Raw genomic sequence first — 5,732 nt, 5'->3', positions numbered from 1 at the left:
CCGCTGCCCGGCGCATGGGCTGCGCCGGGCCAGGACAGCGGAAGCTCAAGCGCTTCGACGACCTCCGGGTTGAACGCGTCACTGATGGTCTCAAAGACTAGACTGGCTCTATCGGAGTCGTCAAGGCGACGGACCGCATCGGCAAAGGCCCTGAGGCGGGGATCGAAGATCTCGGTCTTGAGCGCCACGATCGCTGGCGCCGGCGTCGGTGGGTTGGTCAGGAGCGACGGCTTGGCCTGCGCCTCCGGGTCGGCAGCCACGCGGTCAACGGCAGGTCGGGCCGGTCGTGGCGCCAGCGACGGCGCGCCGCGACCGCGTCGTTTGGGATAGAGTGACCCGACAACACGCGTTTCGGTCGATTCAACCCCGGCGGCAATAACGTGCCGTTCGACACGCCGACCTTCACGGGCGACGCGAACCGGCCGCTCTGCAAGGGCCGGAAACGCCTCCTGCAGCGACGGCAGTGGCGATGGGATCGTCTGCGTGCGGGCACCACGGGGGACATCGTTCGCGATCTCTGTCACACGCAAGGACTGTTCGAAAAACGCTGGAAGGGAGCCCGGCCTCGGCTGGGCCCGTGTCGGCGCCTTCGCGTCGCTGGCAACGGCCAAAGCGCCCGCCGAGCCCTCTGACAGGATGATCAACTCGTCGAAGGCCGGAGGGCTGTGGTCAGCTAGAATCTCGATGATCTCCCACGGTCTCTTTCTGGGCGAGAACGTCAAGGGGCCTGCATATTCAAGGAGTCGTACCCGCAAGTGCGTTCGCCGCAGTGGCGGCAGGCACGCGATTGCCGCGCCATCGCGCTTTGCTTGTGGAGCAGACAGCCCCCGGACCACATTTTTCACCATGGACGACAGCGCTGGATCAGTGAGGACGAGCGCGAGCATCACCGCATCGCTGCGCGGGCATCGTGGCGACAGGGGGGCGATTTGAAACACCCTGTCGCCGACGTAGCCGGTTCGGCTTGGATCGACGAGGTCGGCGCCAGGTGCCGCATCGGGGCGACGCGCGAGATGTTCCACGAGGAACGGCGCGCGCGCGAAGTAGAACCGGAACAGCTCGGCCGTTCGAACCATCAGATCGTTGGGCTGGGCGCGGCAGAAGAAGGCCGGGCTCGTCATGGCGGCGAGGCTTTCGGGCGGCAGCAGGCAGGGCTCGTGGACGGGGTCGCCTGGAGCGGCGCCGACATGCGCGTCGACAAGGCCGGTCGGATGAAACACGATATCGACTGGGGTCTCATCGTCATTGCGCGCAACCCGGCGACCACCGCGGATCACGTCGAACGGCGCATAGAGCGCCAGTTGCGCGAGCGGCGCCCAGGTCCGCCGCTCCTGGGCAGTGCCCTCCCGCGTCGTCCCTCGACGACCGAGCCGCATGAAGCTGAGTTCGACCTCGACCAGGCCGGGCTCCTTCAGACCGCGCCGCAGCCGTGTGGCGCGTTTGAACAGCGACGCCCCGTCCCAGGCTTCCGGGGTCGGATAGGGCTCGATGCGCGCTCGCGCCATGCGTCGGCCGGGTTCAGGCCGAGTGCTCTTCCAGCGGCGCCGCGTAGCCGAGCTGGCGCAAACCTGCCACCGTCGCCCCGGTCGGAAACAGATCGCGGCGCTCGGCGCAGCTCTTCAGAATGGCGACAATCTCGCCGAGCACGCCCTTTGCCATGTTCAGCACTTCCTGCAGAAACGCGGTGTCGACGCGCCCATCCTGTGGCAGAAGGCCGACAGCCTCCATGTAGGTCAGCAGGAAGCCGCTATGCTCTGCAGGGTCGCGCCAGGGCTCCAGGTAGATCCGCTGCCTGAACCGATTGTTGAACTGCGACTCGCTCTGGATCGCCCGGCCGAAGTGCTCGTCGCCCGTCAGGATCATGTGAACGCCCGTTTCGGCAGCGATAGAGAGCAGGATATCGGCAAATTCGGACCCCTTCTGGTTCGGACCCCTGTAGATCCGGTGGGCATTGTCGATCATGAGGATCTTCGTCTCCATGGAACGCATGAGACGGATGACCTGCCGGTATAGGGTCGCGGGCTGGGACGCTGATGCGTCCACGCCGATCAGTGCCGTGATCATGGCGCTGTAGAGGCGAATCTCGCACAGCCTGGATGGTGTCTCGATCGACAGGATCGGGAGCACGTCCTGCTCGGCCATCATGTTCTGCGAAACGCGATGCTCGCGCTCGATGGAGCGGACGATCGTTGTCTTCCCGGAAAAGGATTTTCCGACGATCGCCATGCAGGGCGGCCGCACGCACCGGGGCCATGTCAGGTACTCGCGTGCTGTCGCCGTCGCGGCGGAGAACGCATCGTATTCGATGATGTGGTCTTGGCGCAGATCGTCCAGCATTCAGTTGTCCTCACCAGCGGTTGGGTGTAAAGCTGCGTTTGCGCATGCCGGGCTCGAAGACGATCACCTTGCTCGCGACGGGCGGCGCAGGGTCGGGTGCCGCTTGCGGCGGCGGCGGGGCGTCCTGCGCCGCGATGCGTCGGGCTTCCGCCTTCCTGGCCTGCGCCGCGGTCTTGACGCGCGCTTCCGCTTCCCGGTTCGCCTGCGCGCGACGAGCCGCGCCGTCGTAGGCGGCATGGCGGTCCGCGCTGTCTCGGGCGGCCTTGCGGCGCGCCTTCACCCTGGCGATCGCTGCCGCGGCGGCTGCCGGGGTCGTGATGTCGGGATCGACGGCGGGCACCGGCCGAAAACCGTCGCCATCGGGAATGTAGATGATGTGGCGGTTTCGGGGATCGATCCGCAGCGCGATCTTGCGCTTCAGGTCCCGGTCGAATGTCGCGCGCAGCGCGTCATCGGCATAGTCGATATCGGCCCTGAGCCCGGTGTTTTGCAACGTTGCCTCCCGCAGCGGCAAAAACGAGACGAACAGGTTGTGGCGCTCGTGATCCGTCCAGCGGCGATAGATGTCTGGCAGCGTGCCGGCCGCTGCGTCGAACGCGAGCGCGGGTGGGGGCGCGTCGCCGACCGGATTGACGTTGTAGCGCGAACAGATCGAGAGGCTGATGTCCGCGCGCAACTCCTCCAGCGACAGGAACCCCTTGGGACCGTCGCGCAGGGCCTTAGCCTGGTGCACATTCGCGCCGGTGGCCCCCGGCTGCGCTGCCGCGTCGCGGGCCTCGGTCAGGAAGCGGCGTTCGACGATGCCCCGGATATGTGGCACGCCCTTCTGCCCCTTCTCGACGAATTCGATCCCGTTGCGCCGGCAGCCGGCGAGGAACCCTAAGCCATAGAATTCCTTGGCGTGATCCGAATGCAGTGTTCTTGGCAAGCCGATGAACGGATTGCGATATCGTGGCGACAGCGCCCGCGCCGCGGCCTCCTTGTCCGTCACCGCGTTTAGAAGTGCCATCGCGACCGTGAACTGGCTGGGGGGCTCGACGCCGACATACCACCCCAGGGGGCCGCGCGTGAACAGATCGATGATCATGGTGATGTAGGCGCGCAACAGCTTGCCGTCCGGCGCGCGAAAGGTCCGGTTGAGCACGGTGTGGTCGATCTGCGCGCGCTCGAGCGGCGCGTCCACGACCTGGGCGTCGCGCCGCTTGAAGGTGTACCGATGCCGGGCTTCTTTTTTGCCGAGGGCGCGCACCGCGTGGGTGCGCGCATCCTGCGCCGCCACGCGCCGCCGCACCGTGGCGAGCGACACCGGTTCGGGCGGATCGCTGGCTCGATCGTCTGCCAGTTGCAGACCGAGCCCGATCATTTTGCCCGTGGAGGGGTCGACGACGCCCTGGCCGTAGAAATACTCGCCGCAGAACTGATGATAGACTTGGCTGGCGCTGGGTTCCGAGCCGATGAAGTATCGGGTGACCAGCGCGTGGCGGAGCGCGCGATCGAGCGCGGGATCGATCCGGGCCTTGCCGCGACCGCCTTCGGGTGCGCGCGGTGTGACGCTCTCGATGGTCCTGGCCGCGCCATAGGCGCTGCGCAGGGTGTAGAAGCGGGCGATCGAGACGCCCATGGCCGCGGCGGCCGCTTCGGCCGACGCCCTCGTGTAGTCGCCATGACGCAAATAGTCGTCGAGAACGGCGGCGCGCAGCACCCCGGCTCGGAGACGGGCGGCCTGTGGGATCTCCTCGGCGGCCATATAGCAGGCTCCAATGCTGACGGCGTGCAACCACACCCCATATATCGCGCAATATTGTAACACGATGACTTCACGGCGATTCGAGTCAACGGGAAAATGGTCTATGTGTATACTATGCAATCATTTACCGAACGCCAAAGCTATAGTCGGCCAGCGGTGTCGGGTCTAGCGCTGCGGCTCCCATATTATCGCCGATAACACCAATTTAGCGGCGCTCTTTGTCTTGCTACACCAACGGCATTGACTGCGCTATGATTGGTCGATGGAGCGCGACGCCGTGGAACACTACGTCACATACTTGCCTGACGCCGATATTGACGCGACTCTCCAGGCGCGGCTCGATGAATTGTCCCGTGCCGGCACCAGGCCGAACACCCTGCGCGCCTACGAGCGGGATCTCGCCTACATCAGCGCCTGGAAGCGGCTGACCTTCGGTCGAGACCTCGAATGGCCCGAATCCGAGGCAGTCGCCCTGCGGTTTATCGTCGACCACAGCGAGTCGCTCGCCGACAAGCCGACGCGCCATCCGCCGCGGCGCGTGGCGGAAGCCCTGGTGGCCGCGAAACTGCGACGGTCTCTTGATCGGCCGGCACCCGCCACGCTCGATCGTCGGATCGCATCGTGGCGCAAGTTCCACAATCAGCGCCGGGTCGAGTCGCCCTTTGCATCGGCCAGCGTGCGGGAGGCGCGGCGCAACGCACGGCGAGCGATCGGTCATCGCCCACCGCCCAAAGCCGCCAAGCCGATCACGATCGACGTGCTGGAGGCAATTCTTGCAGCCTGTCCGACCACGCTCGGCGGCATGCGGGATCGGGCGCTTCTCGAGACCGCCTGGGCTTCCGGTGGACGACGACGCTCCGAGATCGCGGCGCTGCATCACGACGACCTCTGCCTGGATCACTTCGATACCAAAGGCATCGTCCGCCTGCGCCTGATCCAGACCAAGACGACCGATGCAGGCCAGGTGCCGACCCTTGCCCTCTCGGGGAGAGCCGCCCGCCATCTCGTCGCCTGGCTCGACGCGGCCCAGATCAAGGCGGGTCCGGTGTTCAGGGCGGTCTCAAAATCTGATAGGCCCCTTGAGCGGGGCTTGACCGACAGCGGGGTCCGCGACGTGATCCGCGCGGCTTTGCGCCGGGCAGGGTTCGCCAAGGGCTTCACGTCCGCCCACGGCCTCCGCTCGGGCTTCCTCACGCAGGCTGCACGCGACGGCGTTTCGATGCAGGCGGCAGTTCGGCTGAGCCTTCACCGCTCGATCGAGCAAGCCTCTCGTTACTACCAGGATGCCGAACTTGAGGACAATCCAGCGTTAGGGCTCCTCGACCGTCGCCGATAGATGGGTAAACCCCGGTGAACCCCGGAAACTTATCGCAACCCTGTCGCGTAGCGGCTGCGGTATCCGCTTTCGAACTTTCGGTCCAGCTACGCCATGCTCCGCTCGCAATGGTCTACTTCTTTCCGCATACCGTGGTTTTCGCCCGTTCGATGACGCGGGGCCCGTCAAACAAAACGATGCAGCGCCTTTGCCGGGTCGAGGTCCGCGAGACGTGCAAAAAATCCGTCTTGCACCACTGCAGTCGCTCGACGACGACCTTCAGTCGAACGCTCTCCTGCATCTGCGCTGTTGCGGGGTCCCGGCCTGAGACTG

At 65.8% G+C, this 5,732-nt stretch carries 5 protein-coding genes; 1 reads left to right on the top strand and 4 read right to left on the bottom strand.

Translation table 11 applies throughout. The features are described 5' to 3' along the window. The 3 genes from V7Q31_RS16990 to V7Q31_RS16980 all read right to left on the bottom strand — a co-directional run. A partial coding sequence (locus V7Q31_RS16990; RefSeq protein ID WP_333835042.1) for a hypothetical protein occupies positions 1-1,505 on the bottom strand: 1,505 nt, incomplete at its 3' end. 13 nt (positions 1,506-1,518) lie between these two features. Further along, positions 1,519-2,337, bottom strand: a complete 819-nt coding sequence (locus V7Q31_RS16985; protein WP_333835041.1) for a TniB family NTP-binding protein — start codon at positions 2,335-2,337, stop codon at positions 1,519-1,521. 10 nt (positions 2,338-2,347) lie between these two features. Then, a complete protein-coding gene (locus tag V7Q31_RS16980) occupies positions 2,348-4,084 on the bottom strand; it encodes an integrase catalytic domain-containing protein (protein WP_333835040.1) in 1,737 nt (578 codons plus the stop codon). A 262-nt stretch (positions 4,085-4,346) separates the two neighbouring features. On the opposite strand from V7Q31_RS16980, the gene V7Q31_RS16975 reads away from it, so the two are divergent. Further along, the gene (locus V7Q31_RS16975; protein ID WP_333835039.1) at positions 4,347-5,420 is read left to right on the top strand and encodes a tyrosine-type recombinase/integrase; all 1,074 of its coding nucleotides are present in this window, start codon (positions 4,347-4,349) and stop codon (positions 5,418-5,420) included. Between the two features lie 112 nt (positions 5,421-5,532). On the opposite strand, the gene V7Q31_RS16970 is transcribed toward V7Q31_RS16975, so the two are convergent. After that, positions 5,533-5,732, bottom strand: a 200-nt coding sequence (locus V7Q31_RS16970; protein WP_333835038.1) for a hypothetical protein, incomplete at its 5' end; no start/stop codon positions are given.

It is taken from the genome of Rubrimonas sp. (assembly GCF_036788415.1).
In the GTDB taxonomy this organism is placed as follows: Bacteria; Pseudomonadota; Alphaproteobacteria; order Rhodobacterales; family Rhodobacteraceae; genus Rubrimonas.
The sequence above is the reverse complement of the archived record's forward strand: the minus strand, read 5'-3'. Positions and strand labels throughout refer to the sequence as shown.

What these genes read in the sequence shown, in the direction of transcription:
- V7Q31_RS16985 (WP_333835041.1), bottom strand. Translation starts at nt 2,337, where the DNA reads ATGCTGGACGATCTGCGCCAAGACCACATCATCGAATACGATGCGTTC.
- V7Q31_RS16980 (WP_333835040.1), bottom strand. Translation starts at nt 4,084, where the DNA reads ATGGCCGCCGAGGAGATCCCACAGGCCGCCCGTCTCCGAGCCGGGGTG.
- V7Q31_RS16975 (WP_333835039.1), top strand. Translation starts at nt 4,347, where the DNA reads ATGGAGCGCGACGCCGTGGAACACTACGTCACATACTTGCCTGACGCC.